The sequence below is a fragment of the Sporofaciens sp. JLR.KK001 genome (assembly GCF_036941055.1).
Lineage (GTDB): Bacteria > Bacillota > Clostridia > Lachnospirales > Lachnospiraceae > Sporofaciens.
Genome location: NZ_JAYMNO010000001.1, coordinates 1992597 through 2018234, shown reverse-complemented (window position 1 = coordinate 2018234; position 25638 = coordinate 1992597). Strand labels below are relative to the sequence as shown.

25 protein-coding genes are annotated in these 25638 nt (G+C 49.6%); 6 read left to right on the top strand and 19 right to left on the bottom strand.

The window, feature by feature from the left end:
- Positions 1-143: 143 nt before the first annotated feature.
- The gene (locus tag VSQ62_RS10680) at positions 144-548 is read right to left on the bottom strand and encodes a secondary thiamine-phosphate synthase enzyme YjbQ (RefSeq protein ID WP_334634891.1); all 405 of its coding nucleotides are present in this window, start codon (positions 546-548) and stop codon (positions 144-146) included.
- Positions 549-566: 18 nt separating this feature from the next.
- Positions 567-1424, bottom strand: coding sequence for a patatin-like phospholipase family protein (locus VSQ62_RS10675; RefSeq protein ID WP_334634890.1), 858 nt, complete (start codon positions 1422-1424; stop codon positions 567-569).
- Between the two features lie 288 nt (positions 1425-1712).
- On the opposite strand from VSQ62_RS10675, the gene VSQ62_RS10670 reads away from it, so the two are divergent.
- The 3 genes from VSQ62_RS10670 (at position 1713) to VSQ62_RS10660 (ending at position 4275) form a co-directional block, all read left to right on the top strand.
- Complete coding sequence (locus VSQ62_RS10670; RefSeq protein ID WP_334634889.1) at positions 1713-3347, top strand: ABC-F family ATP-binding cassette domain-containing protein; 1635 nt, start codon at positions 1713-1715, stop codon at positions 3345-3347.
- Positions 3348-3525: 178 nt separating this feature from the next.
- Positions 3526-3933 (top strand): helix-turn-helix transcriptional regulator, encoded by a 408-nt coding sequence (locus VSQ62_RS10665; protein ID WP_334634888.1) that lies wholly within the window; start codon positions 3526-3528, stop codon positions 3931-3933.
- Positions 3934-3945: 12 nt separating this feature from the next.
- Positions 3946-4275: a hypothetical protein gene (locus VSQ62_RS10660; protein ID WP_334634887.1), complete on the top strand. Its 330-nt coding sequence runs from the start codon at positions 3946-3948 to the stop codon at positions 4273-4275.
- On the opposite strand, the gene VSQ62_RS10655 is transcribed toward VSQ62_RS10660, so the two are convergent.
- From VSQ62_RS10655 to VSQ62_RS10645, 3 genes are all read right to left on the bottom strand, one after another.
- On the bottom strand, positions 4262-4786 hold the full coding sequence (locus VSQ62_RS10655; protein ID WP_334634886.1) for a hypothetical protein: 525 nt from the start codon (positions 4784-4786) through the stop codon (positions 4262-4264). The two genes, VSQ62_RS10660 and VSQ62_RS10655, sit on opposite strands and share 14 nt — an antisense overlap.
- Before the next feature lie 72 nt (positions 4787-4858).
- Positions 4859-5863: a tryptophan--tRNA ligase gene (gene trpS, locus VSQ62_RS10650; RefSeq protein WP_334634884.1), complete on the bottom strand. Its 1005-nt coding sequence runs from the start codon at positions 5861-5863 to the stop codon at positions 4859-4861.
- A 57-nt stretch (positions 5864-5920) separates the two neighbouring features.
- Complete coding sequence (locus tag VSQ62_RS10645; RefSeq protein WP_334634882.1) at positions 5921-6556, bottom strand: histidine phosphatase family protein; 636 nt, start codon at positions 6554-6556, stop codon at positions 5921-5923.
- 432 nt (positions 6557-6988) lie between these two features.
- Here VSQ62_RS10645 and VSQ62_RS10640 point away from each other — a divergent pair, with 432 nt between their 5' ends.
- Positions 6989-7468, top strand: a complete 480-nt coding sequence (locus VSQ62_RS10640; RefSeq protein ID WP_334634881.1) for an S-ribosylhomocysteine lyase — start codon at positions 6989-6991, stop codon at positions 7466-7468.
- A gap of 53 nt (positions 7469-7521) precedes the next feature.
- Here the strand turns inward: VSQ62_RS10640 and VSQ62_RS10635 are convergent, their stop codons facing one another.
- The 3 genes from VSQ62_RS10635 to spoIVA all read right to left on the bottom strand — a co-directional run bounded on the left by VSQ62_RS10635 (position 7522) and on the right by spoIVA (position 11372).
- Positions 7522-8058 (bottom strand): cysteine hydrolase family protein, encoded by a 537-nt coding sequence (locus tag VSQ62_RS10635; protein WP_334634880.1) that lies wholly within the window; start codon positions 8056-8058, stop codon positions 7522-7524.
- A 9-nt stretch (positions 8059-8067) separates the two neighbouring features.
- Complete coding sequence (locus VSQ62_RS10630) at positions 8068-9453, bottom strand: TrpB-like pyridoxal phosphate-dependent enzyme (RefSeq protein WP_334634878.1); 1386 nt, start codon at positions 9451-9453, stop codon at positions 8068-8070.
- Positions 9454-9899: 446 nt separating this feature from the next.
- Complete coding sequence (gene spoIVA / locus VSQ62_RS10625) at positions 9900-11372, bottom strand: stage IV sporulation protein A (RefSeq protein ID WP_334634876.1); 1473 nt, start codon at positions 11370-11372, stop codon at positions 9900-9902.
- A gap of 179 nt (positions 11373-11551) precedes the next feature.
- On the opposite strand from spoIVA, the gene aroD reads away from it, so the two are divergent.
- The gene (gene aroD / locus VSQ62_RS10620; protein WP_334634874.1) at positions 11552-12313 is read left to right on the top strand and encodes a type I 3-dehydroquinate dehydratase; all 762 of its coding nucleotides are present in this window, start codon (positions 11552-11554) and stop codon (positions 12311-12313) included.
- Positions 12314-12319: 6 nt separating this feature from the next.
- Here aroD and VSQ62_RS10615 read toward each other — a convergent pair whose 3' ends face one another.
- The 3 genes from VSQ62_RS10615 to VSQ62_RS10605 are packed head-to-tail and all read right to left on the bottom strand — an operon-like array spanning position 12320 to position 15715.
- Positions 12320-12988 carry a TraX family protein gene (locus tag VSQ62_RS10615; RefSeq protein WP_334634872.1) on the bottom strand — a complete coding sequence of 223 codons (669 nt, stop codon included), beginning with the start codon at positions 12986-12988 and terminating at the stop codon, positions 12320-12322.
- Complete coding sequence (locus tag VSQ62_RS10610) at positions 12942-14684, bottom strand: alpha-amylase family glycosyl hydrolase (RefSeq protein WP_334634870.1); 1743 nt, start codon at positions 14682-14684, stop codon at positions 12942-12944. The genes VSQ62_RS10615 and VSQ62_RS10610 overlap by 47 nt, the downstream gene beginning before the upstream one ends.
- A 23-nt stretch (positions 14685-14707) precedes the next feature.
- Positions 14708-15715 (bottom strand): sugar ABC transporter substrate-binding protein, encoded by a 1008-nt coding sequence (locus VSQ62_RS10605; RefSeq protein ID WP_334634867.1) that lies wholly within the window; start codon positions 15713-15715, stop codon positions 14708-14710.
- 302 nt (positions 15716-16017) lie between these two features.
- On the opposite strand from VSQ62_RS10605, the gene VSQ62_RS10600 reads away from it, so the two are divergent.
- The gene (locus VSQ62_RS10600; protein WP_334634865.1) at positions 16018-16305 is read left to right on the top strand and encodes a DUF1292 domain-containing protein; all 288 of its coding nucleotides are present in this window, start codon (positions 16018-16020) and stop codon (positions 16303-16305) included.
- Here VSQ62_RS10600 and VSQ62_RS10595 read toward each other — a convergent pair.
- The 8 genes from VSQ62_RS10595 to grdA all read right to left on the bottom strand — a co-directional run bounded on the left by VSQ62_RS10595 (position 16291) and on the right by grdA (position 25631).
- On the bottom strand, positions 16291-18141 hold the full coding sequence (locus VSQ62_RS10595; protein WP_334634864.1) for an ATP-dependent helicase: 1851 nt from the start codon (positions 18139-18141) through the stop codon (positions 16291-16293). The two genes, VSQ62_RS10600 and VSQ62_RS10595, sit on opposite strands and share 15 nt — an antisense overlap.
- Positions 18138-19604: a glutamate--tRNA ligase gene (gltX, locus tag VSQ62_RS10590; RefSeq protein WP_334634862.1), complete on the bottom strand. Its 1467-nt coding sequence runs from the start codon at positions 19602-19604 to the stop codon at positions 18138-18140. Before gltX ends, VSQ62_RS10595 begins: the two co-directional genes overlap by 4 nt.
- 2 nt (positions 19605-19606) lie before the next feature.
- Positions 19607-20347, bottom strand: coding sequence for an SIR2 family NAD-dependent protein deacylase (locus VSQ62_RS10585; RefSeq protein WP_334634860.1), 741 nt, complete (start codon positions 20345-20347; stop codon positions 19607-19609).
- Positions 20348-20415: 68 nt separating this feature from the next.
- Positions 20416-20871, bottom strand: a complete 456-nt coding sequence (locus tag VSQ62_RS10580; protein ID WP_502957816.1) for a threonine/serine exporter family protein — start codon at positions 20869-20871, stop codon at positions 20416-20418.
- Positions 20872-20885: 14 nt separating this feature from the next.
- A complete protein-coding gene (locus VSQ62_RS10575) occupies positions 20886-22118 on the bottom strand; it encodes a GNAT family N-acetyltransferase (protein WP_334634857.1) in 1233 nt (410 codons plus the stop codon).
- 165 nt (positions 22119-22283) lie between these two features.
- Positions 22284-23438: a glycine/sarcosine/betaine reductase complex component C subunit alpha gene (gene grdD / locus VSQ62_RS10570; protein ID WP_334634855.1), complete on the bottom strand. Its 1155-nt coding sequence runs from the start codon at positions 23436-23438 to the stop codon at positions 22284-22286.
- Positions 23439-23452: 14 nt separating this feature from the next.
- Positions 23453-24991: a glycine/sarcosine/betaine reductase complex component C subunit beta gene (gene grdC / locus VSQ62_RS10565; protein WP_334637626.1), complete on the bottom strand. Its 1539-nt coding sequence runs from the start codon at positions 24989-24991 to the stop codon at positions 23453-23455.
- A 166-nt stretch (positions 24992-25157) separates the two neighbouring features.
- Positions 25158-25631: a glycine/sarcosine/betaine reductase complex selenoprotein A gene (gene grdA / locus VSQ62_RS10560; protein WP_334634853.1), complete on the bottom strand. Its 474-nt coding sequence runs from the start codon at positions 25629-25631 to the stop codon at positions 25158-25160.
- Positions 25632-25638 lie beyond the last annotated feature (7 nt).

Below are 25638 nucleotides of genomic sequence, written 5' to 3'. Positions count from 1 at the left end.
CACCCACCGAATTCCAAGCCCTTAGCTGGGCGCACCCTATGATACAAAAAATGCAGGTGTCCTCTTTCGAACACCTACATTTTAGTTTAATTTCCAAAAAATATCTAATACCTACATCAAATCTCTTACCCTTCTCAGCCAGACTACCCTTCCACGATCTTCACATAAAACTTCCGGTTCCTGGGCCCGTCAAACTCGCAGAAATACAAATCCTGCCAGATTCCAAGCACCAGCTCTCCCTCATGCACGATCAAGGTCTGAGACGGTCCAGCGAAACTGGTCTTGATGTGCGCATGGGAGTTTCCTTCCATATGCCGGTAATATCCCGTTCTGGTGGGAAATGCTTCCTCTAACCCGTACAGCATATCATGCACTACGTCTGGGTCCGCATTCTCATTGATCGTGAATCCGGCTGTCGTATGAGGTGAATACACCACCGCGATCCCCTCTTTGATTCCGCTTTTGACGATATCCTGCCGTACCATATCCGTCACCTTCGCCATCTGCTGCGCTTCTGCCGTCGCTATCCGATGTTCATACAAATTCATATCAATCCCTCCTATATCCTAACATTCCAGATATGCCTTCAATTCGTCGTATTTTCTCTTCGCCTGCTGATACCCGTGCTTATAGAAATGCATCAATGCATCGCAGTCCTTCTCAAGCCGTGAGACCGTCGGAATCAACGGCTGAAATATGAAGATCTTGCCTTCCTGCTTCAACCTCTCTACAAGGCGGATCTGCCGGTTGTATTCATAATTCCTCCGGATCGTAGTACGCACCAGCTCCGGATACTTCCGGTACGCCCTGCGGTACAGGTCCGCCACCGCCTGGGAAGTCGGTTTCTTCCTGTATCCCGGATTCCTGGTCAGAACTACTATGATCTTCTTATTTCCCTTCTCTGCCGCTCTCTTGATAGGAATAGAATCCGCCAGACCGCCGTCAAGATAAGGCGTGCCGTCCACATTCACGATCGGCGACACCAGCGGCATACTGCTGGACGCACGGCAGATCTTCATAAGCCTCTCCTTGTCCTTATCTTCCGTCAGATATTCCGCCTGCCCGGTCTCACAATTAGTTGCCACAATCTCACACTCCGTCTCAGACGCAAAATACGTGTCATAATCAAATGGAAAGAATTCATTGGGATACCGGTCGAAGATCATATCCATATCCATCAAACTCTTTTCTCTGATAAATTTCCTGAACCCATAATAATAGCTGTATTTCCTCTCCTCGTGAATCATACAGTCTCGTGTCCTTCCCGGCTGCTTCGACACATAATCCACACCGTTACAGGATCCTGCGGACACCCCGATCACATGGGACGTATACAGGTCCCTCTCCATCAGATAATCAAGAACCCCCGAAGTGAATACTCCCCTGGTTGCTCCGCCTTCCAGCACCATTGTTGCTTTTATCATAAACAATACCTCACTTTTTATAAACGATTCACACGGCAGAATCGTCTGCCTGCTCATTTGCTATTATATACCCATTTTCAGATCCAGTACAGTGAAAATTAAATAACTGTGAAAACCTCCGAAAAACCCATGGTTATCCTTGCTATTTCTTTCCATATTTGGTAAGATAGGCAAGGTACAGACGAAACCATGTCAATTCTAACTATTACTTTCTGTGCGGCCGCCTGCCAAAGTAAGGCTTCTGTACAGAAAGGCATATTTTCAATAATTAAGGAGTGCGAATACACTATGATCAGTACAAGCAATGTTACATTACGCGTGGGGAAAAAAGCCCTGTTTGAAGACGTCAATATCAAATTTACCGAAGGGAACTGTTACGGCCTGATCGGAGCCAACGGCGCCGGCAAATCCACGTTCCTTAAGATCCTCTCCGGGCAGCTCGAGCCGAGCAAAGGCGAGATCGCCATCACTCCCGGCGAACGTCTCTCCTTCCTGCAGCAGGATCATTTCAAATACGATGAATACCCGGTCCTTGACACCGTCATGATGGGCAATGCAAGGCTCTATGAGATCATGAAGGAAAAAGAAGCCATTTACGCAAAAGAAGACTTCACAGATGAGGACGGTATCAAAGCCAGTGAATTGGAGGGAGAATTCGCCGCTATGAACGGATGGGAAGCGGAGTCCGACGCCGCGACCCTCTTAAACGGCCTTGGAATCCCTGCTGAGATGCACTATGAGATCATGCAGAATCTCAACGGCCCTGAGAAGGTAAAGGTCCTGCTTGCACAGGCTCTTTTCGGCAATCCTGATATCCTGCTTCTCGACGAGCCGACCAACCACCTGGACTTAGACGCTATCGCATGGCTGGAGGAATTCCTGATCAATTTCGACAATACGGTGATCGTGGTATCCCATGACCGATATTTTCTGAATAAGGTCTGCACCCAGATCGCGGATATCGATTACGGCAAGATCAAGCTCTACGCCGGCAACTATGATTTCTGGTACGAATCCAGCCAGCTTCTGATCCGTCAGATGAAGGAGGCCAACAAGAAGAAGGAAGAGAAGATCAAGGAACTGCAGGAATTTATCTCCCGTTTCAGCGCCAATGCATCCAAGTCCAAGCAGGCGACTTCCAGAAAACGCGCGTTGGAGAAGATCCAGTTGGACGATATCCAGCCCTCCAGCCGTAAGTATCCCTATATTGATTTCCGGCCGAACCGCGAGATCGGCAATGAGGTCCTTACCGTAGAGGGATTGAGCAAGACTATAGACGGAGAGAAGGTCTTAGACAACCTCTCCTTTACACTGAACCATGACGACAAGGTCGCATTTGTGGGCGGCAATGAGCTTGCCAAGACCACTTTGTTCCAGATCCTTACAGGGGAGATGGAACCGGATGAGGGAACCTACAAGTGGGGAATCACCACCTCACAGGCATATTTCCCCCAGGACAGCGGCAGCGAATTCGACAATGATTACACCATCGTAGAATGGCTGACCCAGTATTCCGAGGAAAAGGACGTGACCTATGTGCGCGGTTTCCTGGGCCGTATGCTGTTCTCCGGGGACGACGGAGTGAAGAAGGTCAAGGTCCTCTCCGGCGGCGAGAAGGTACGCTGCCTCTTATCGAAGATGATGATCTCCGGCGCCAACGTACTGGTCCTGGACGAGCCGACGAACCACCTGGATATGGAAGCGATCACTGCCCTGAACAACGGTATGGTCAAGTTCCCGGGCGTGCTTTTGTTCTCCTCCAGAGACCACCAGATTGTACAGACCACCGCCAACCGTATCATGGAGATCGTTCCCGGAGGCAAGCTGATCGATAAGATCACGACCTACGACGAATACCTGGAGAATGATGAGATGGCAAGAAAGAGACAGACTTACACCATCCAGGGTGAAGAAGACGATTAGAGAACGTTTCTTTTTCAGATTCCGATGTAAAAGGATTTTGACAGGCAAAAATGCCCATGTAAAATGGATTTGATAGACAGATCGATCTTGAAACGGCATACTGAATATGTGCTCAGACAGACACAATATACAAAACAGCAAGTCATGAAACAGATGTTGCAGAAACGGAGTTAAGATTATGGAAATTGGAGCGAAACTAAAAGACGCACGGTCCAGATCTGGATTGACGCAGGAATATGTCGCAGAAGCCGTACAGGTATCCCGCCAGACCATATCAAACTGGGAGAACGAGCGGTCCTATCCTGATATCGTAAGCGTTATCAAACTCAGCGACCTCTATAACATCAGCCTTGACGAGCTGCTGAAAGGAGATGAGAAAATGATCGGTCATCTGGAGGAAAGCACGAACATTGTGAACAGCAACCGCAGGCTGATCACGGCAGTCGCGGTCAATATCCTGTTCCTGATCCTGTTCGTCCTGTTCAACGGCCTGATCGCCCGCAGCACTTACCTGATCGCGGGCAGCATCGCCGTCGGCGTGATCAGTACGTGCACCCTGTTCTACCAAATCATTTTGAAATTATAGGAGGATAATCTTATGTTGACATGGTATATGATAATTTTTGCTTTTGTTACACTGCTTGGAGCTTCCACTCTGTATTACCAGGTATTCCGCATGATTCAGCTTGACGCGGCGTGCCGGGGATTCAAGCACCCCACCTTCTGGGCGGTATTCTTCTCAGGCGGCAACAACGGAGGAAGCGGCATGCTTCTTTACCTGCTCGGCAGGAAGAAATATCCCTCCGTCATGACCGAAGAGCAGCGCTCCATCATGGTATCCCGCAAGAAACGGGCAGGCGTATCGCTCTGTTTTCTGGCGGCCGGCACGATCTTCCTGGCAGTCTCATGCATTCTTAACGGCTTTTAACTCTCTCTCTCAACGCCCGGTACGCCTTATCAAACGCCTCCTGCAGCCTGTCCTGGCTCATGCAGGAGGCGATCTTGTGCCGTTTGCCCTGCCTGTCTGTGAGGAAGAGAACCTTACCTGTCTTCCCCTGAATACCTACCTCTACCTTCTCCATATGGGCGAAGGGATAGACGGATACATCTTCTCTTCTGACCAGAGCGTAATCCTTCATAATGATCAGATTACAGTCTTTGATCTCGATCAGATCAGGGTCCGTTAACTGCCGGAAGAACTCTTCCTTATCGTCTACAATATCAAGCTTACTCTTAAGCGCCTTCTGCGACTTCACATTCATTACCGCAAGGGAAAGTCCCGCCAGAGCCAGGATAACCCCAAGCCTTGCATCCGAGAACATCCCGATAAATGCCACCGCCAGAAGGCTTCCCCACACGATCATCCCCGTCCGCAGACTCTTCGCCCGTTCCTCGATAAAATCATAATATTTCTGTTCACCCGCTGTCTGTATATTCATATCCGGCTCCTTCCCGCTCCTTTACGCTAATACGGCGCTCCCATCGGCGCGGCGTCTGCGCCGTGCAACATCCTATCTTACTCTCTCCGGGAAGCCGATCTTCTTCTGCACCTTCCGCAGCGTCTTATTCGCAAAATACTGTGCTTTCTCCGCATTGTTCTTGATGACTCCGTCAATGTAAGCCTTATCCTTTTCAAGCCTTGCCGCTTCCTCCTGAAGCGGCTTCAATACAGATACGACCGCCTCTCCTACCGCCGGTTTAAACTCGCCGTATCCCTTGCCGCTGAATTCCTTCACTACTTCTTCCGGCTTCTTTCCTGTACATGCACTGTAGATATCGATCAGGTTCTTCACTCCCGGCTGCTCGTCACGATATAGAATCTGTGCCTCGGAATCGGTCACCGCACGTTTACATTTGCGCATGACGGTATCGGGATCATCCATCAGATAGATGCTGGCGTTGGGATTCTCATCCGACTTGGACATCTTCTTTGACGGATCCTGAAGGCTCATGATCTTAGCACCCACCTTGCCGATATACGCCTCCGGTATGGTAAATACATTGCCGTAAATGTTGTTAAACCGCTCTGCAATATCCCTGGTGATCTCCAAATGCTGCATCTGATCCACTCCCACCGGAACCACATCCGCCTGATAGAGCAGGATATCCGCCGCCATCAGCACCGGATAGGTAAATAATCCGGCATTGATATTATCCGCATGCTTCGCAGACTTATCCTTGAACTGGGTCATACGGTTTAGCTCTCCCATATAGGTAAAACAATTCAGGATCCATGCAAGCTCTGCATGGCCGGACACATGCGACTGATAGTAGATACAGTTCTTCTCTGGGTCAAGACCTGCCGCAATGTACAGGGTAAGCAGAGCTCTCGCCCTCTTCCTTAAGACTGCCGGGTCCTGTCTTACTGTGATGGAATGCATATCTACCACGCTGTAGAAGCACTCGTACTCGTCGCTTAAGGTCACCCAGTTCTTCAGCGCTCCCAGATAATTCCCAAGAGTCAGATTCCCTGTTGCCTGCATACCGCTGAATAATACTTTCTTATCATTGATCATCTTCTATTTCCTCCGCGTACATATTTTCTAATCTATTCTAAACACTTCATATTCTTGTCAGTCTTCCCACGGCTCTACTTCATCATCATAGTAAGCTACATTTTCCGAGACGATAAATGGTTTCCCGCCGACAACTTCCACTTCCGTGACCGCACAGTTCTTATGTACGCCTCCGTCCCAGTATTCCGCAAGAGACCTGCCCTTGATATTATTCAAAAGCCCGGCAAGAGCCGCACCGTGGGTCGTGATCAGTATGCTGCTGTCCCTGTATTCTTCTTTCCCGTACAGTTCCTCGAGGAATTCTTTGGTCCGCTTCTTTACAGCGGCAAAATCTTCTCCCCCGGACGGCGCCTGGTATCTCTCCGGCCCGTCGAAAAATCTGCGGAATTCCTCCGGCAGGTTCCATCCGCTCTTCGCGCAGCACTTTCCTTCGAATTCGCCGAACGCCATCTCTATGATCCTCTCATCTTCTATAACCGGCGTCTCTCTTCCCTGAAGAATCAGTTTTGCCGTCTCCTTTGCCCGGGACATCGGACTCGTATAGCACAGATCAAAAGGTACATCGGCAAGCCCCAAAGCCGTCTTCTTTGCAAGCCTCCTTCCGAACTCGTTCAGAGGGATATCCACCTGCCCCTGGATTCTTCTCGCTTTGTTCCAATCGGTCTCCCCGTGCCTGACCATATACAACTTCATATTGCACCTCCTAAGTATCAAACATCTGTACCCTCAGTGGATAAGTATATCATATATCAAAATATTTTCCATAGGCAAGCAGGTAAAAACTGCCAAAATTTCAGAAATTCTATAAAAAGGATTGCATCCTGCTTCAATATGAAGATACCTGCCTTTTCCAGGTATTAGAGAACGGGATCTGCGATATGGAAGCCGGCCGGGAACTGCCGCTTGCAGATGCATTTCAGAAGGTTGCCGAACTAAACACACAAATCTTTTATAAGAATTATGCCATCCATAAAAAACCTTTTCCGCCTTCTATAATATTCTACATCATCAAAGAATCCCAAAAAGAAATTCACATACTCCGTATTTTACGCAATGAATGCGACTGGAAAACCTCCCGAAAAAGTGCTATAATAAACCAAATTAAACCAAAAGGAGCAATATACCATGGAAAAGATCACTAGCTTCACAATAGACCATCTGCGCCTGATCCCGGGACTCTATGTATCCCGTATCGACCGGGTAGAGGGTCATCCTGTTACCACCTTTGACATCCGCATCACGAACCCCAACGAGGAACCTGTTATGAATACGGCGGAAGTACATACGATCGAGCATCTTGCCGCAACTTTCCTGCGCAATCACAAGACTTATGCAGATAAGACCATCTACTTTGGCCCGATGGGATGCCGGACAGGCTTCTATCTGCTGCTTGCGGGAGAATATACCTCCAGGGATATCGTACCGCTGATGACCGAGATGTTCGCCTTTATCGCCGATTTTGAGGGGGATATCCCCGGCGCCTGCGCGAAAGACTGCGGCAACTATCTGGATATGAACCTTCCGATGGCAAGATACTTAGCACGCAAGTACCTTAAGGAAGTCCTTACGGATATCACAGATGAACGCCTGAACTATCCTGCATAGTATACGGCGCAAGAGAACTGCCGGACGTACCCCTGCAGTTCTCTCTTCTATTACTATTCCAGACAGGTGATCTGGCACATCTTCATTGCTTCTAACGCATTCTTATGGCTTTCCGGAGTCACTCCCGCGCAGCAGTTCCCGTCCACAATGATCGGCACCTCCGGTACGGACGCCTTCGCGATCATCGCGTTTGAGATCACGCAGATATCCGTACACAGCCCTACAAATGTAACGGATTCAAGACCGTCCATCGCACGCATCTTATATTCCTTATCCATGGCGCACAATATACTGCCAAGCTTCGTGCTTCCAAACGCCGGCTTATCGATCGGCTCTTTCCTGCGCAGCGCCTCGATCTCAGGATGAAGTTCCCAGCCCTTCGTTCCTTTGACACAGTGGACAACGGGCAGCTTCTTCCCTTCCTGCGTGTCCAGATAGTCCTCCCCATGGGTATCTCTGGTATATAATACCTCCCCGTCAAAGTTCCTGATCTTCTCCGCTACCCTTGGAACGATTGCCGCCGCTTCCTTTGTCCCAAGCGCTCCGTCAATAAAATCATTCTGCATATCTACCACAACTAAAACATTCATATTCTGCTCCTACTCCATATTCCCCGGGAATCTTGGAATTCCGTCGAACCCGGACTTCAGATCTTCATCCGTTGGGATATAATCCTTCATCTCTCCATTGTGGAACTTCTCATAAGCCACCATATCGAAATATCCCGTACCGGTCAGACCGAATACTATAGTCTTCTCCTTCCCGGTCTCCTTGCACTTCACTGCCTCGTCAATAGCCACCTTGATGGCATGGCTGCTCTCCGGCGCCGGAAGGATTCCCTCCACTCTTGCAAACTTCTCCGCCGCCTCGAATACAGCCGTCTGCTCTACAGCTCTTGCTTCCATATAACCGTCCGCGTAGAGCTGAGACAGGACTGAACTCATACCGTGATATCTTAAGCCTCCCGCATGGTTAGCCGACGGGATAAATCCGCTTCCAAGCGTATACATCTTCGCCAGCGGACATACCATACCCGTATCGCAGAAATCATACGCATAGACGCCTCTGGTCAGACTCGGACAGGACGCCGGTTCTACAGCAATGAAATGATAATCCTTCTCACCTCTCAGTTTCTCCCCCATAAACGGAGAGATCAGGCCTCCAAGGTTAGAGCCGCCTCCCGCGCATCCGATGATGATATCCGGTGTGATCCCGTATTTATCCAGCGCACTCTTCGTCTCCATACCGATAATGGACTGATGGAGCAATACCTGATTCAGCACGCTTCCAAGCACATATCTGTATCCTTCGCTTCCCACCGCGACCTCAACCGCCTCTGAGATGGCGCATCCAAGGCTTCCTGTAGTTCCCGGATGACTTTCCAGGATCTTCTTTCCCACCTCGGTCTCCATGGACGGGGACGGCGTCACGCTTGCCCCGTAAGTCCGCATCACTTCACGGCGGAACGGCTTCTGCTCGTAAGAGCATTTCACCATGAATACTTTACAGTCAAGCCCCAGGTAAGAACACGCCATGGAAAGCGCTGTTCCCCACTGTCCGGCTCCCGTCTCTGTGGTCACGCCCTTTAGCCCCTGTTTCTTCGCATAATAGGCTTGTGCGATAGCGGAATTCAGTTTATGGCTTCCGCTGGTATTATTTCCTTCGAATTTATAATAGATCTTAGCCGGCGTCTGAAGCTTCTCTTCCAGGCAGTACGCGCGTACCAGCGGCGCCGGACGGTACATCTTATAGAAATCCGTGATCTCCTGCGGGATATCGATATAACGGTTGTCATTGTCTAGTTCCTGCTTCACCAGCTCTTCGCAGAATACGCCGGACAGCTCTTCTGCCGTCATGGGCTTTAGTGTTCCCGGATTCAGAAGCGGGGCCGGTTTATTCTTCATATCTGCACGTACATTATACCACTGCTTCGGCATCTCGCTCTCTTCCAGGTAGATTTTGTAAGGGATTTTCTGTTCACTCATATTCTTGTTCTCCTTTCATCGGCATCTGCCATTCTGTTATAAGAGGGACAGGGTATCTTCGGCTTATTGTTTCACACAAAAAAATACCCTTATCCCATACAATAAATATTGCTGGGACAAGAGTAATTATCATCAACTCCTGCGGTGCCACCCGGCTTGGTATCTTATATACCCACTCATGCGTACCATCATACGCGTACTTTGTTAACGGAGTACCCTCTCCGGCTTGCTTACCCGTCTCCTGTAATTCAAAAGGATCAAACGCTTCAGCTCGCCCTCAGAAGCCCATTCCCATCGGTTCTGACCTGCTGCAATCCCACCGCCTGCAACTCTCTGTAAGGCAAATATCCAACGGTACTCACTCTTCCTCATCGGTTTAATAGAACTTTACCACAGCATCACGCCGATGTCAAGACTTTTTTTGACGGCAGTATTGGAGGGACGGATCAAATAATGATACATACCAGGCCTCCGTTGCTGTCATTTACGATCTTCTGCATGGTATTCTGCAGCTTCTCCTGGCTCTCGTCATTGATCATCGCCATCTTATTCTGCATCCCGTCCATCACCAATTCTTCGATGGATTTTCCGAAGATATTCGTACCCCAGATTCCCTCCTCGCTCTCCTTCGCATCCTTGATATAACGGATCAAATCCTGCGCCTGCTGCTCATTTCCCACGATCGGCGCGATCTCTGTCTCAATATTTGCACGGATAAGATGAATGGAAGGCGCTTCCGAATGGATCTTAACCCCGTATTTATTCCCTTGCTTGATGATGGTGGGCTCTTCCAGGGTGATCTCGTCTTTTTTGGGGCTGACCACCCCGTACCCCCTTACCCGTACCGATGCAAATGCGTCCCGCACTCCTTCGTACTCTGCCTTCAATTCTGATAAGTTCTTCATAGCCGCCACCAGCTCATACTGACCTGCAATGTGGGTTCCGGTCAGTTCGCTTAACATCTCATAATAGAATCGTTCCGCAACGCCGATCCGCACCTTCACGCACCCGGTATCCATCTCAATATGGTCCACTTTCATCTCTTCGATATAGCTGCACTCCGGCATCTCTATTCCGTTCACCGCGTCCTTGATCTCTCCGAAACGGTTTAAAATATCCTTGATATGTACCAACAACTCCTGCTTGATCTTATGGTCCCTGGGCAGCATCTCTACCCATTTGGGAATGAAGAACTGTACCTCTGATACCGGGAACTCATATAATACCGCTTCCATGATCCGGGTGATATCCTCCTCCTTCAACTGCTCGCAGTTTACCGGTATCGCACACACACCATACTGTTGCTCACATTCCAGCGCCGCCTGCTTCGCCTCATCCCCGAAGGGCTTCTTTGAATTGACCAGCACCACGAACGGCTTCCCTATGCTCTGCAGCTCCCGGATCGTCTTCTCTGTCGCATCCCGATAGTTCTCCTGCGGAATATCCGTGATACTTCCGTCTGTCGTAATCACGATCCCGATGGTGGCATGGTCATGGATCACCTTCCTGGTTCCGATCCCTGCCGCCTTGGTAAATGGAATCTCATGGTCAAACCACGGCGTCTTGACCTGACGCTCCTCTCCTCCCTCCGCATGACCTGACGCTCCCTCTACCATATAACCAACACAATCGATCAGCCTTACCCGTACCTTCACATCCTCGGACAGCCTGATCTCTGCCGCCTCTTTGGGTACGAATTTGGGTTCCGTCGTCATGATCGTCCTTCCCGATGCAGACTGGGGAAGTTCATCCTTCGTTCTTGCTTTTCCATGCTCATCTTCCATATGCGGCAACACCAACACATCCATGAACCGTTTGATAAATGTAGATTTCCCCGTCCTGACCGGGCCTACGACTCCTATGTATATCTCACCGTTTGTCCTTGCCTGTATGTCCCTGTACAAATGATATTGCTCCATGCTCTAAGCCCCTTCCATTCATGCTGTTACATGTTCCCTCGGTCTGAACTGTTAACACTATATGCGTCTGTTCTGTGAAATATACTTTTTTTGCATTTGAATCTACGCAAAATATCTGCTAATATAGAATCTGATATGATTTGTACGAACAGTAACGAACATAGAATTGGAGAATGCTTATGAATACAGTTAAGATAAGGAATCTGACCCTTGGAACAGGCATACCCGCAATCTGCATCCCGAATATCGGCAGGACAAGAGACGAGATCCTCTCCCTGACCAGGCAGTATCAGAATATGCATATGGACTTAATGGAATGGCGTGCAGACTGGTTCGAAGGCGTAGAAGAGATTGACCGGGTGACAGATGTATTGACCGGAATACGCGGTATCCTTGGCGATACCCCTCTTCTGTTCACCTTCCGCACAGCAGAAGAAGGCGGTGTCCGCAAGATGGACTCCCGCACTTATACAGAACTCAATAAAGCCGCGGCAGCAACCTGCATGGCGGACTTGATCGACGTGGAACTCTTCACCGGAGATGCAATCGTCCATGATCTGATCTCCTTCATCCATGCCAACCACGCAAAGGCCGTGGTATCGAATCATGATTTCGGCAAGACCCCGTCTCAGAGCGATATCGTATACCGGCTGCGCAGAATGCAGGATATGGGTGCGGATATCCCCAAGATCGCCGTGATGCCGCAGAACCGGAGGGATGTAATCACCCTCCTTGCCGCAACGGAAGAGATGGCTTCTGATTACGCCGACCGTCCGATCATCACCATGTCCATGTCCGGCCTTGGCAGTATCAGCCGATTCTCCTGCGAAGTATTCGGCTCCTGCATGACCTTTGGGTCCGGCTCCATGGCCTCCGCCCCGGGACAGATCGAAGCCGAAGAATTATACGGTGTCCTAGCAAGTATACATCACGCACTGTAACGGATATCAGGCGCTCAGCACATAGATGTCGATCACATGCAGCGCCAGAAGATGCGCCGGGTAGAAGATGTAGAAGAAGTATGTCATCTTCCTTCCGCGCTCACCGTTATACAGCAGAATCGGCAGTACGGCAAACCCGCCGAAGGCCTGGAGGCGGTTCTCCCAGAGGAAATTCCACAATACGCCTCCTGCTGCCTTAAGCCACAGATGTTCCCTTAACAGATAGAAGATACAGACCAGAAGCATCCCTTCATATCCATAATCCACCTTAAAAACCTCCGCGATCCACATCATGAACAGGACCTTTGCCGCCTGCAGCAGCCATTGTCCGCCGCTCTCAAGCAGATGCAGCAGAATCACACCCAAAAGCAATGTGAAAAATATATTCTGCCGTTCAAGCTCCAACAGCCTCCCATGGAAGGTAAGATCATAGGGAATCTCGGAGACCAGGGCAAACACGCCTAGCCTCTGCATATAAGCCTTCCTGTTATGGGTATGGCAGAATCCTTCTGTCAGCAGAAAACAGAAGATCGGGAACGACAGCCGCCCGATTATGCGCCATATCAATTCCCCCGGGAATAACACCGCCCCGATATGGTCGATCACCATTGTTATGACCGCGATCCATTTAAGCTGATACGATGTCAGCCCTTGCCTTGCCTTTCTTCTCTCCATGTTCCTCCCTGCCTACAATAATCATGACCGTCCGTTCCCTGAGGGCCACCATGCGCTGATTCTCAAGAAGCTCTGCCGACTCTAAGATCCCTTCTTCTGTTGAAGCGATCTTGTACCACTTTTTCTTCCTGGATAACGCCGGCAAAGCAAAGGAATGCTTGATCCAATGCATATTATAAGCGACAAAACAATCCTCCCCGCCGACAACCGCTCCGCTGTAATAGACGCCAAGCTGTCTGCTGAACACCTCTGACGGCGCCCTCCACGCATTCTCTCCATGGTAAGATACATCCGGAACCCCGCAGCTCATCTGGTCGATCCCGCACATCTCTTCTCTGGGCCAGAATACCGGATGCGCTTTTCTGATCCCTATCAGCTTCTTCACAAAATCATGCAGCTCCTGGTTCTTCTCAAGCCTGCTCCAGTCCGTCCATCCCACCGGGTTATCCTGACAGTATACATTATTATTCCCCTTCTGGGAATTGCCAAACTCATCTCCCGCAAGAATGCACGGCGTTCCCTGCGCCAACAGAAGCAGGAAAAATGCATTCCGCATCTGCCGGTTCCTGAGGCCCATGATCGCTCTCTTTCTGGTCGGCCCCTCTGCCCCGCAATTCCAACTGTAATTATATTCCGGACCGTCCTGATTGTGTTCTCCGTTCATCTCATTATGCTTCCTGTCATAAGACACCATGTCCTGTAATGTAAATCCATTCTGGTTGGCAATACAGTTGAAGATACCGTCCTTCCCGGAAATATGCTTTAGCCAGTACATGACACTTTCAACCATCCCCTCGTCTCCTTTAAGGAAACGGCGCATAACCGTCTGAAAATCAATCTGATGAACCATGATCTTCGTCTTCTTAAGGATCGGATCTGCATAGATCGCTGTCATCGGTGCAATCTGCGGATTCAGGATGAACCCGTCTATATGATACTCGATCATGTAATAACGCAGGCACTCTTCCATCATCTGTTTCGAGACCTCTTCCGTGAACGGCATCTCAAGCACCACTTCGATCCCTGCCTGATGGCATGCCTTCACCATATCCTTAAGCTCCCGCACCGCATCCTCAGAAGCCGCATAAGAACTCTTGGGCGCGAAGCAATAAGCAGGACCGTACCCCCAGTAATTCCGGTACTGCATACATTCCTCAAAATCATAGACCGGCATACACTGTATCTGATTGATTCCCAGATCCTTAAGATAAGGCAGCTTCTCGATCACCCCTGAAAATGTCCCCTTACTCTGGACTCTGGAAGAAGTATGTCTGGTAAACCCCCGTATATGCAGGCTGTATGCGATAATACTGTGATACGGAAGGCGTAAGGGTTCATCCCCCTCCCAGTCATAATCTTCATCATACAGGATACCTCTCACTTCATGCTTCTGGATGTCGCATACCCGCCCCCAGGTCTTTCTCCCGGCTATCGCTTTCACATATGGATCGACCACGATCTTCCCGCCGATCCGGTAATTGTATTCATACTTCGATGGTTCCAAACCCTCCAGGGCAAGATAACGAACTTCTCCGATCTCCCTGTTCATCTCATATATAGCAGATGGTTTCTTTGCCCTGGCCCGATATAATAACAATTGACATTCCTTTTCCTGCGGTACCGCCACAGAGAAATTGACTGCATTGCCTATCATTGTAGTTCCTAATGGTAAGGGCCTCCCCTGTATCTCCTTCATGCCTTATCCTTCCTGCTATCGCTCTACTGCCATCCGTCTACTCCATACATATCAACATTATCTTTATCGATCATAAATACTTCTACATAAATCTCTCTCTCATACTCTTCGCCGCTCAGCAGACCTACGGCAGTCTTCGCCGCCGTCTTCCCCATACTGATCGGAGACTGCGCCGCCGTACCGGCGATCTGACCGTTTGATTTCTTCAATTCCTTCTTGATATCCGGCGAACCGTCCACGCCATAGATGATCACCTGCTTAAGACCCTCAAGATTCACCGCCGTCTTGGCTGCAACCGCCAACTGATCATTCCCGCACATGATCGCCGTCACATCTGGATAATCCTTCACGATCGCCTTTGCCGCCTCCAGTGCTTTCTCGAATTCGCCGTTGGTATCTTCTCTTCTTACAACCTCGAATCCCTTCTCCGCCAATGCGACTGCTTCCTCAAATCCGGTGATACGGTCGTTGATCGAATTCTGCGTCGGACATTCTAGGATCGCCACCGTCCCTCCTTCCGGACACCTGCTGATCAGATCCTCTCCGCAGATGTACCCTGCTTCCCGGTTATCCGATCCGATATATGCATCCACATAATCCATCTCTTTTACCTGGGTATCTACATTGATGATCTTAACATCCGCCTCCTTAAGCTCCTCCAGCGATGGAGTTATCTTCTCCCAATCTACCGGACATAAGAATATAGCGTTGATCCCTTCCTCGATCATCTCCCGAATCTGCTGCGCCTGCAGGTCCGGGTCCGAGGCCGGATCCTTCGTGATCAGGCTGTAAGGCCCTTCCGTCTCAAGCTTCTCGCGAATTGCCGACTCCAGGGTTATAAAATAAGGGTTCTCCATATCAATTCCCGTAAATCCGAATACATATACATCCTCTTCGGGCATCTCATCTTCCTGTACTTCTTCGGTAACCGCATTGTCTTCGGGCGTTCCCACGTTCTTCTTACATGCAGACAATCCGAAAATGCATATGAGTATTACGACCGATACCCTCAACAGCACCTTCTTTCTCATGAACATTCTCCTTCCTGCCCCTCTCTTATCATTCCGTCTCACTCACGCCATCTACATTTTACAACATTTTTTTGTGTTTGGCTAGATATTCTTGCTTTTTCTCCCGTCCTCTGTTACAGTAAAAGTGTTACTGTTCGCACCTACGGCGCTCACAGCAACGAATCCGCCCTATTTCAAGTTGCCTTACGGCAAGAGGTCGGATTCTTGCCTTGGTAATGCACTGGTCTGTGACCGTGCAGCGTGGTGCACGGTCCAGGAGTAAACAGTAACGGAAAAGTACCTAAACAAAGGAGACGGATACTATGGATGAATACATGACTGTTGAACTGACCCTCGACAATGATGAAGTCGTTCAATGTGCGATCTTAACCCTGTTCGAAGCGGCAGGGCGAGAATACATCGCCCTTCTTCCCCTGAATGAAGACGGCGGCGCCGAGGACGGCGACGTCTATCTCTACCGCTATGTCGAGACCCCTGACGGAGAACCGGAACTTGAGAATATTGAGGACGATGAAGAGTATGAGATAGCCGCGGACGCATTCGACGAATGGATGGACACTCAGGAATTCGAAGAATCAGACGAGGAGTAGCTCTTCGACAAAACGGGAAGGACTTACGTCTTTTCCGTTTTTTTCTTTTACATAGCTGATGATCAGCTTACTCTTCGCCCGCGTCATCGCAACATAGAACAGACGCCGCTCTTCCTCCAGGGCTTCCTTTGTCTTCGCTTTCTTATAAGGGGTGCTGCCCTCATTGCCTTCGATCACGAAGACCACCTCATATTCAAGTCCCTTTGCCCCATGCATGGTCATAAGCATAACCCCATCTCCATCCGCTGCTTCCCTGCCGCCTTTTGCCTTCTGCTTTTCAAGCATTTCCTTATAGTTCTCCACATGGACGAACCACTCTTCGATAGTCTGATATTCTCTGGAATTCTGCTGGATCTCCTCAAGGACCGTCAAAAGATCTTCTTCCGATATCCCTTTGCCGGCCGCATATTCACGCAGGAATTCATCATATCCGATCCCTTTGCGGATATACTGGATGGCTGCATAAGGCGCCTGATTCTTCAGCATCTTCATATCCCATTCCCATTGGTCGATCCGGTCCATCATCCAGTCCTTGTCACAGTAGAAATTCCGCAGAGACTCATAAGAGACTTTTCCTTCCCTCATACTGTCACGGCTGATGTAACGCTTCGGCCTGTTCGCAACCCGCAGGAAATATTTCCTCTCATAATGCCCCTGGGACAGATGAAGATAACTCATGATATCCATCCCGATAAAATGATCATACAGACTTGTGATCTTCTCCTTCATCACAAACGGGACCTGGCGCTCTGAAAGCACCTCTGACAATGCCCTTGCATCTATGGCTGTCCTGTATAACACTGCCATCTCCTTATAGGAAATCCCTGCTTTCTGATACTCCCGGATCTGCCCAAAGACATATCTGCCTTCCTCCATCGGATCTCTTACCTCTTGCACATGGATCGTCTCTCCCTTATCCTTCTTCGCACGGATCTTCTTATCATAACGCTCCTCATTATGGGCGATCACTCTAAGCGCGCCTTCCACGATATGGGCGGCAGAGCGGTAATTCACATCCAGGAGAACCTTCTTAGCCTCCGGATAATCCTTCGCGAATTCCATCATGATCCCCGGCTTCGCTCCCCTAAACCCATAGACAGACTGGTCGTCATCCCCCACCACAAACAGGTTGTTCCGGGGAGCCGCCAGCATTCGCACCACATCATACTGTGCCTGATTCACATCCTGGAATTCATCTACCAGAATGTACCTGAACTTTTCCTGCCATCTCCCAAGGATATCCGGTCTTTTCAGGAAGAGACTGCGGCACATAACGAGCATATCCTCGAAATCAATCTTACGAAGCCTCTTCTTCTCCCCCTCATAGGAATGATACAGCCTGCGGAAGCGCTGTTCCCCGTAGCGCACCGATTCATAGGCCTCTATGTCATAACAATTGTTCTTTATATTACCGATCTCGGCCGCAAGCTCCTTCAGATAGTCTCTCTCATCCTCAGCCTGAGCAAGCTCTTCCCACTCAAGCTTCAACGCCTCCTGGCGTATCAGCGCGTATTTCTCCTCATCCGTCAGAAGATTCGACTGGTCAAGCCTGTATGCCCATTTCAGGATCCCGTAATAAATGCCGTGGAATGTCCCGAAGGTGACCGGCATCCCCGCAGTTCCCATCACCTGACGGAACCGCTCTTTCATCTCTCTTGCAGCACATTTAGTAAAGGTAATGACCAGAATCTCTTCTGGCCTTACCTTATATCTTGTGATCAAATATTCAATTCTCTTTGCAATGGTAAGCGTTTTCCCGGAACCGGGACCGGCAAGGACCATACACGGTCCGTCTCTGTGAGCGACCGCCGTACTCTGAGCGTGGTTCAGACTCATAGATTCCCCTTCAATAATTCAATACCCTTGCGGATCCTCTTAAGGGATTCTTCTTTGCCCAGAATCTCCATAATCTCCGTTGCTCCGCCCGGAGTGTTCTGCTTCCCGGACACGGCAGTCCTGACCGGCCACATCACGAATCCGGTCTTGTATCCCTTCTCGTCCACATATCCCTTCAGCAATGCAAACAACGCGTCGTTGCTGTAATCCTCCTGTGTCTCAAGAAGCGGCAGGACATCCTCAAGCACGCCTAAGGCCTTCTCCTCGTTGGTCTTCATCTTCTTGTGGCAGTACATCGCGGTATCATACTCTGGAAGCTCCTCGAAGAAATCAATCTGCTCCCGGATATCCGGGAACACTTCAATCCTGGTCCTGACTAGCCCTGCGATCTTCCTTAAGTCGCAGTCCCTTGTCACAACCGCTTCGATATGCGGCTTCGCCATCTGATAGAACCGCTCTTCATCCATGGCTTTGAAATATTCGCCGTTCATCCATCTTAATTTCACGATATCAAAGACAGCCGGCGACTTGCTCATATGACGGTAGTCAAACTCCCGCACCAACTCTTCCAGTGAGAAGATCTCCTGATTCCCCGCAGGACACCAGCCAAGCAGCGCCACGTAATTCACAACAGCCTCTGTGATAAAGCCCTGGTCGATCAGATCCTCATAAGAAGAATGGCCGCACCGCTTGCTCAGCTTCTTGTGGTTCTCATCCGTAATAAGCGGACAATGCACATACGTGGGAACCTCCCAGCCAAACGCCTCGTAGATCTTATTGTACTTCGGCGCTGATGACAGATACTCATTGCCCCGCACAACATGAGTGATCCCCATCAGATGGTCGTCGATCACATTGGCAAAATTATAGGTAGGATATCCGTCTGATTTGATCAAGATCAGATCCTCAAGTTCTGCATTTGGCACGGTGATCTCCCCGTATATATCATCCTGGAAGGTCGTAGTTCCTTCTACAGGCATATTAAATCGGATAACATAAGGCTTGCCTGCCGCAAGATTCGCCTCTACCTCTTCCCTGCTAAGTCCCAGACAGTGCTTATCATAGACGACGATCTCTGCTCCCCCGTTCTCTGACACGCTGCTCTTAAGAGACGCAAGTCTCTCCTTATCGCAGAAGCAGTAATAAGCATTCCCCTGCTCGATCAACTGCTTCGCGTACTTCAGATATAATCCGGAAGCATTCCTCTCACTCTGCACATAGGGTCCTACTCCGCCGTCCTTATCCGGCCCCTCATCATGGACAAGTCCGGTCTCCTCAAGGGTATGGTAGATGATCTCCAGCGCCCCTTCTACAAATCGTTCCTGATCCGTATCCTCTATCCGGAGCATAAAATCTCCGTCCTCATGCTTCGCGATCAGGTATGCATAAAGCGCCGTCCTTAAGTTCCCTACGTGCATCCTCCCGGTAGGGCTTGGCGCAAATCTTGTTCTTACTCTGCTCATGTCTACTCTCCCAATTCTCTCTGTAATCTCTCTAACATCTCATCCACCCTCTCGTGGATCACAATATCTGCAAATCTGTCCGCGTGATGCGGCTCTTCGTTCACAAGGATCAGTTTGTCTCCCTCGTAATAGTCGATCAACTGGCTGCACAGGTGAGAGCTTAAAGTGGTTCCCAGGACCAGCAGCACCTCCGCCTTCTGTATCTCTTCCGCCGCCCTCGTGATCACGGCGTTATCCACCATCTCGCCGAACAGGCACACCCTCGGCCTGACAGGTGTCTTACAGCTCTCGCACAGCGGAACTCTCACGGAATCCCTTATGTACTCCATCGGATACTTGCGTCCGCAGTGGGGACAGAAATTATCATATACATTGCCGTGCAGTTCGATCACATTCTTACATCCGGCCTTTCCGGGCAAGCCGAAGATCCTCCTGGTGATGATCGACTGGAATAGTCCTCTCCTCTCCAATTCCGCCATTGCCAAAAACCCCTTCCCCGGCGGCTTGTCAAGATGGCTTAACAGCTCTTTGCGGTAGAATTCAAAGAACTGAACCTTACGTGTCGAATAAAAAGAGCTTGAGAACATCTCTTCCATAGAGTAACCGTATTTCTGTTCTATATCATAAGACTTCTCACCATCTCGAAGGGACGGATATCCACTTTCAAGCAGCATGCCAAATCCGCTCAAAACCGTCGTGTATCTGCTTTCCTGCAGGATCTGAAGCAAATTACCTTCTAACATATCCCAAAACCTCCTCTACAACTATACAATATGCTTTTTCACATTGTACCACAGACTCCGAATATCCTTCAACCTTTTCTGATTTTTCTTTCCTTCCTTTCCCTCCAGTACAGAGGTTGGAAATATTTCCTTGGAAGTGATACCACGAATACAATAGCAAGCACGATGGCAAATGCAATCTTCGCAGACTCCATTCCCCTTCTTGCCGCCTCCGCAAGTTCGTTATTCACCATATAGAATACCGTATAATAGACTCCCGCCCCCGGCACCAACGGAATGATGCCGGACACCAGGAAGATCGTGATCGGGCACTTCATGATCACCGTCAGAATCCTTGACAGCAGGACTACCACCAATGTACCGCAAAATGACGCCGTTGCAGCGGAACCGCCGTAAATCATCACCATATGGTACATCAGCCATCCCGCTGCTCCGGTGCATCCGCAGCACAGATAGAACCTCTTAGGAACATTGAACAGGACCGCGAATGCAACCGTACCCACAAACGGACAGATCACATGCATGATAAAATTATGTATCACAGCATAAGACCTCCTCCCATATTGTTATACACACTGAGCGCAAAACCTACTCCCACCGCGATATAGACGAACACCAGAAGCGCGTCGATCATCCGCACCGTACCCGACAGGAAATCACTGTCCGCAATATCCCTGATCGCATTCACGAACGCAAGCCCCGGCACCAGCGGCATGATCCCGCCGATGATCATCCCATCGATCTTCACCGGCGCCGCAAACGGCAGATGAAGCGCCGCAAGCGCCAGAACCGTGATGATCACTCCTCCTATGATATTCACAAGCATCTTAGAGATATTGTACTTCTTCGCAGTCAGCACCCACATGTACAGGATACACCCGATACCAAACGCGATCACACTCTCAAGCGCCGTCGCCCCCAGAAGATAACCAAAACTCCCGCTTCCCATGCCCGCCGCAAGCACCTGAAAATAACTCCTCTTAGCCGGCATCTGATCGATCCTGCGAAGTCTCTCCTTCGCCTCCTCAATGCTGACGAATCCGCCGGCGATCTCTCTTGACAGCTCATTCACCTCCGCCACGATTCCCAGATGAGATGCGGACAGCGGGATCTGCTTCACCTTGGTATACGCCTCCTCCACGCCATTCTCCGCACTGACGAATATTGCATGGCTTAAGATAAATGTATCTACATATTCCACATGGAAGCTGTTGCAGATCCGTGTGATCGTCTCATCCACACGGAAGATCTCCGCACCGTTCTTAAGCAATATCCGTCCCGCTTCCAGGGCCAGATCCACTACCTTCTTTACATCTACCGATGAATCCAACTGCTTCTTGAGATAGATCATATCCGTAAGCCGGACACCGTCTTCATAGATCGGCTCCCTGTAATTCTCCGAGAAGAAGTTCGCAACGATATGGGAATGGATAAACCCGCACTGTTCATAGAAGCCTATGATTTCTTTATAATTGCCCGTTCCCACATACATGACGTCACAGGCAGCGCTGTATCTCTCACAGATATAACGAAGCATGTATTTTGCATAGCCCTTCCCTCTGTCCTCTGTCCGGGTGGCTATATTCTTCAATTCACATTTTCGGTTCTTCAGCGGCTCCACCACACAGACAGTGCAGACGTCCCCGCCGTTGACCAGCACATACAGATCACTTTTGTCCAGATATCTCTCGATCATATCCTCCTGCGGGTCAGCCATCAGCAGCAAATTCATGTATTCATCTTTATTCCTCGTTATCTGCCGGATCTTCATAATCTGCCCTCCAAATATTAAAAGCTATGCTCCCGTTTCCTCATTATAGCACCGTACTTCAGAAAATTACAGGGTAAAATTACCTGTATCAAAGAAACCAATAAGAAAAGCGGCGTCTTAACATAAGATACCGCTCTTCTTCCAATTCATATTATCTCAATAAATCTAATTAACATATCCGGCCTTCTTAAGCTCTTCCTCTGCCTTCGCAAGGTTCGCATCAGATACACGGACGATCGGTCCGGTACATCCCATTCCGCTCTCCGCATAGATATTGATCTTCCACAATGCCTTTACCGCATCTTCTAAGTCCATGACCTCGATACCTGCGATCTGCGCAGTTACGATCTCCTTCGGAGGTTCTTTTACCTCTTCTGCCGCGCCTGCAGATTTCTGAGAAGCCTTCAGCGCATCTAAGATCTCCTTAAGGCCTGCTTTCTTCGCTGCTGCGAATTCTGCCTTCGCGACCTCGAACACCTTGCCTCTTACAAGCTGTCCCGCATAGCGGATCGCATTGGCAATTACCGGAGCGCCGCTTGCTCTTGATACGATCATGACTAACTGCTCGTAGCCTTCTCCGATTCCAGGTCCATAGCCATAGCCTGTTGCCTCGAAGCTTCCGCCTGTGTTGAACGAGGATAACATCTTAACCAGGATATTTCCCGTAAGAGAATCCGTTACCATAATGTCAGGAGATGCCTGCAGCACGTCGTTTCCTCTCATAACGCATCCGCCGTCTGCCCTTCCGGACTCTGCAAATGCGATATCATATCCCTTCTCCTGCAACTGCTTCAACGCCTTCTCCGTCTGACGGGCGCCGTCAACATTCAGGATACCTACGGTTGGATTCGCATTGCCGCATGCCTTCGCAGTGATGATTCCGTAGATCGCATTCTTGATCATTCCTTCAATACGGTCCGTGCTGGATGTCCCGGTCGTATTCGCGATGAACATCTCCTTCGCTGTAGCCGGTGTCACGCAGCGTCCCACGGTAGATACGCCGATCGGGAATGGAAAATGCATAGTAACTGCCGCGTCTACTTCTTTATTTTTCAGCATCTCTTCCATACGGTCATGGCCTTCCTCATCATTGGCCACTTTGATGGTTGTAACGCCTTCTGCCTCTAATGTTCCGATATAATATACGTCAATCCCGTCTTTTGCCGCCTCTACGGCCGCCTTCATGGAGTTCTCTTCTCCATGCTCGCTTCCCATACCTGTAAGAGCTACCTTCGGTCTCTTTCCAAAGCTTCCCGTCTCAAGACCCTGAGCCATCTCCATAAAGGTATCGGCAATCATTCTCTCAATATTATTTGCCATTGTCACCGTCCCCCTTACTCTGCGATCAGGGAAGCTGCGAAATCCTTCATCGCCTTTGCGATCAATCCCTTTACCTCTTCCTCAGATACGCCTGCAGCAGCCTCTGCCTCTGCCTTTGTATTTGCCTGGATCACGAAGGAAACACCGTCGAACAGGTTTGTCATACGTCCAAGGAACAGACTTCCTTTTCCGATGATCATCGCATTCTTGATCTTGCCTGCAAGGATGTCCTCTCTTGCAAATCCGATGTAAGGTACTCCTGACGGGATATGTCCCTGTGTCGGCGCCCATCCTGTAAGACCATGGTTGGCGCTGAAAGATGCCAGTTCCTTTCTGTCAAGCTCGCCGCGCTTTACAGCCAGAGCCGCGATCATCTTATAGTTGGCCATCGGCACATCGCCTGCACCTGCTGGTTTTGTGATATCTGGGTTCTGCATCTCAGGTGAGAACTTGTCAATATCCGTGATCTTAAGTCCTGCTCGCTCGAGCGGATCTGCAACAAGGCTTCCGATAACATTCTGCGGAGCGCTTCCGGTTCCGACAGTATGGCGTCCCAGGATGTCAAGGTTGATCTCCGGATTCTCTCCGTCGTTCTCAGACAGAATCACACAGAAGCCTGCCAGACAGTCCTCTAAGATCGGAAGGCCTTTCTTCACATGGTCTTTGCCGTTCATACCAAGCTTCGCGGTACATCCGCCGGCAGTTACAGCTACGCACTTGTATGCGCCGGATTTTACCAAAGCTGCTGCTTCGATCAATGCATGGGATGGTCCTGCACAGAATCCGCGGCTGTCGGAACCTGTCGCATTGTTAAGACCTGCGATCTCTGCCGCTGCCTTAGCGAAGTTGCCGCCGCCTCTCTGATTCATATCACCGCAGGCTTCCTCCGCACAGTCGATCACATACTCGATATCATCCTTGCTGATACCTGCATTCTTAACGCCGTATAACAGAGCCAGTACGCTTGACGCCTTGCTCATCAGGTTCTCATGCATAACGTGTGCAGAAAGGTTCACATCGATATCATGCGCTCTCTTTACACATGCAACAAGCTTGCCTGCAACATAGATTCCCTCTGCATGCTCGTCTTTTACTGCTGCCTCGATCTCAGCAAGTTCAACGCCCGCCTCAACTCTTGCAACAATGTCGTCTGTGATGATCGGGTCTGCCGCAAATGCATCCTTGTGTGCGCTTACGAAGTCCTTATCGATCTTGACAACCTCAAACTGGTCACATGCCTGTACCAGAAGGATGAACTCCTCTTCCGGCATGATCTCTCCGTATTTTCCGTACCTCTCTGCGCCTTCCTTTGCCTTGTCATAATATGGGAATTCCACGCCTGCAAGGTCGTCCGGTGTCGCATTGCCGATATATACCTGGTTTGGCCAGTAGTTCACACATTCCTCATAGGAACGCAGATGACTTTCTAACTCTTTCAGGTATTCGGACTCCGGATTTACGATCCTCTCTGTTGTCTGGGTTGTTCCATTATATACCACCATCTGTGGTGTATGTGCAAGCACGTAGCTGGCACCTTTGATTACACTGTTCATTGTCTTATTTACCACCTTTCTTTTCTTCATATCGAAGGGTATTGTATCCTGTCCGGGCATCCCGCCGTCCTTATCCTCAAGGAGCTTCCCGCCCGGCAGGGTAGAAAAAAGGGGGAAGACCCTGGTGGGTCACCATAGAGTCTTCCCCGCTCTTTAATCCTATTTCTTACAAATACTTACAGAATTCATCTCTGATAGAACTCATCTCGCTGACGATATCGTCAACGTCAAGTACCATCTCCATCATACTAACCTGCTCGTCATAAACAGCTTCGTCGAATTCTTCCTTCATCTCTGGTTCACATACGTGATATACCGTGAGTCCAAGCTGGACCCCTGTCAATGGACCTGCGAATGTCGGGTCTCCTGCTGTTACAGTCTCCGCTGCAAGACCTGCAGCTTCACCTTCTGCTGCACCAAGAACTACTACTAAGTTCTCTGCACCATACTCTTCAGCAAAATCCTTAACCCTCTTCTGATTCTCTAAGTCCATTGCGCCTGCGCTCGTTCAGACGAAACATTCCGTTGATGAAAATACTACTTCTGCACCGGCAGTCTGTACGCACTCAGCGATCGCCGGTCCCGGAATTCCATCACGGTCTCCGATAATTATTGCTTTTTTCCCTTCTAAAATAGCCATAATTATG

Excerpts from the sequence above, each read along its gene's own strand:
- VSQ62_RS10595 (WP_334634864.1), bottom strand. The coding sequence starts at position 18,141 with ATGAGTCTGAACCACGCTCAGAGTACGGCGGTCGCTCACAGAGACGGA.
- VSQ62_RS10665 (WP_334634888.1), top strand. The coding sequence starts at position 3,526 with ATGGAAATTGGAGCGAAACTAAAAGACGCACGGTCCAGATCTGGATTG.
- VSQ62_RS10660 (WP_334634887.1), top strand. The coding sequence starts at position 3,946 with ATGTTGACATGGTATATGATAATTTTTGCTTTTGTTACACTGCTTGGA.
- trpS (WP_334634884.1), bottom strand. The coding sequence starts at position 5,863 with ATGATCAATGATAAGAAAGTATTATTCAGCGGTATGCAGGCAACAGGG.
- VSQ62_RS10605 (WP_334634867.1), bottom strand. The coding sequence starts at position 15,715 with ATGAGAAAGAAGGTGCTGTTGAGGGTATCGGTCGTAATACTCATATGC.
- VSQ62_RS10630 (WP_334634878.1), bottom strand. The coding sequence starts at position 9,453 with ATGAGTGAACAGAAAATCCCTTACAAAATCTACCTGGAAGAGAGCGAG.
- VSQ62_RS10640 (WP_334634881.1), top strand. The coding sequence starts at position 6,989 with ATGGAAAAGATCACTAGCTTCACAATAGACCATCTGCGCCTGATCCCG.
- VSQ62_RS10680 (WP_334634891.1), bottom strand. The coding sequence starts at position 548 with ATGAATTTGTATGAACATCGGATAGCGACGGCAGAAGCGCAGCAGATG.
- VSQ62_RS10655 (WP_334634886.1), bottom strand. The coding sequence starts at position 4,786 with ATGAATATACAGACAGCGGGTGAACAGAAATATTATGATTTTATCGAG.
- VSQ62_RS10670 (WP_334634889.1), top strand. The coding sequence starts at position 1,713 with ATGATCAGTACAAGCAATGTTACATTACGCGTGGGGAAAAAAGCCCTG.
- gltX (WP_334634862.1), bottom strand. The coding sequence starts at position 19,604 with ATGAGCAGAGTAAGAACAAGATTTGCGCCAAGCCCTACCGGGAGGATG.
- spoIVA (WP_334634876.1), bottom strand. The coding sequence starts at position 11,372 with ATGGAGCAATATCATTTGTACAGGGACATACAGGCAAGGACAAACGGT.
- VSQ62_RS10645 (WP_334634882.1), bottom strand. The coding sequence starts at position 6,556 with ATGAAGTTGTATATGGTCAGGCACGGGGAGACCGATTGGAACAAAGCG.
- VSQ62_RS10580 (WP_502957816.1), bottom strand. The coding sequence starts at position 20,871 with ATGCATGTGATCTGTCCGTTTGTGGGTACGGTTGCATTCGCGGTCCTG.
- VSQ62_RS10615 (WP_334634872.1), bottom strand. The coding sequence starts at position 12,988 with ATGGAGAGAAGAAAGGCAAGGCAAGGGCTGACATCGTATCAGCTTAAA.
- VSQ62_RS10675 (WP_334634890.1), bottom strand. The coding sequence starts at position 1,424 with ATGATAAAAGCAACAATGGTGCTGGAAGGCGGAGCAACCAGGGGAGTA.
- VSQ62_RS10600 (WP_334634865.1), top strand. The coding sequence starts at position 16,018 with ATGGATGAATACATGACTGTTGAACTGACCCTCGACAATGATGAAGTC.
- grdD (WP_334634855.1), bottom strand. The coding sequence starts at position 23,438 with ATGGCAAATAATATTGAGAGAATGATTGCCGATACCTTTATGGAGATG.
- VSQ62_RS10610 (WP_334634870.1), bottom strand. The coding sequence starts at position 14,684 with ATGAAGGAGATACAGGGGAGGCCCTTACCATTAGGAACTACAATGATA.
- grdC (WP_334637626.1), bottom strand. The coding sequence starts at position 24,991 with ATGAACAGTGTAATCAAAGGTGCCAGCTACGTGCTTGCACATACACCA.
- VSQ62_RS10585 (WP_334634860.1), bottom strand. The coding sequence starts at position 20,347 with ATGTTAGAAGGTAATTTGCTTCAGATCCTGCAGGAAAGCAGATACACG.
- VSQ62_RS10575 (WP_334634857.1), bottom strand. The coding sequence starts at position 22,118 with ATGAAGATCCGGCAGATAACGAGGAATAAAGATGAATACATGAATTTG.
- aroD (WP_334634874.1), top strand. The coding sequence starts at position 11,552 with ATGAATACAGTTAAGATAAGGAATCTGACCCTTGGAACAGGCATACCC.
- VSQ62_RS10635 (WP_334634880.1), bottom strand. The coding sequence starts at position 8,058 with ATGAATGTTTTAGTTGTGGTAGATATGCAGAATGATTTTATTGACGGA.